Here is a 441-nt window from a genome sequence, read left to right on the forward strand (position 1 = left end):
TCGTCCGATCTTTTAACCGGTATGCCCAAAGGAACCGTGATTTGCGATCGATTAAAGTTAATAAAACTGCCTTACTATGCCCACGAGGACCAACGACTGTATCTAGTTCAAAATCGCCGATGCGATTACGTTGATTAATCATCATGGGACGCTGTTCAATTGATCGCCCCAAAGATTGATTATATTTGGATCGTTGGTCAACGTTACGCCGTTGGCGTACGCCATGTTCAGGTAGATCATTCAAGGAGAAACCAATTCTCCCCTGATTTAGCCAATTATAAATAGATTTAGTAGCTAGTTTAAATTCGTGAGCAATCATTCCTGGTGACCAGCTTAGACGTAAATGGTTTAGAATGGTTTGCTTTAACTCATCGCTCAGCTTAGTTTTCCGACCACATCGTGATCGCTTGTATTCGGCATCTGTTTGTGCTAATTCAGCCT

At 42.2% G+C, this 441-nt stretch carries 1 pseudogene; it reads right to left on the reverse strand.

Annotated features, from left to right (window positions below):
- Positions 1–441: pseudogene (locus FC26_RS06925) on the reverse strand (IS30-like element ISLpl1 family transposase); the annotation flags it as partial.

Origin of the sequence: Paucilactobacillus vaccinostercus DSM 20634, assembly GCF_001436295.1 — a bacterium.
GTDB lineage: Bacteria > Bacillota > Bacilli > Lactobacillales > Lactobacillaceae > Paucilactobacillus > Paucilactobacillus vaccinostercus.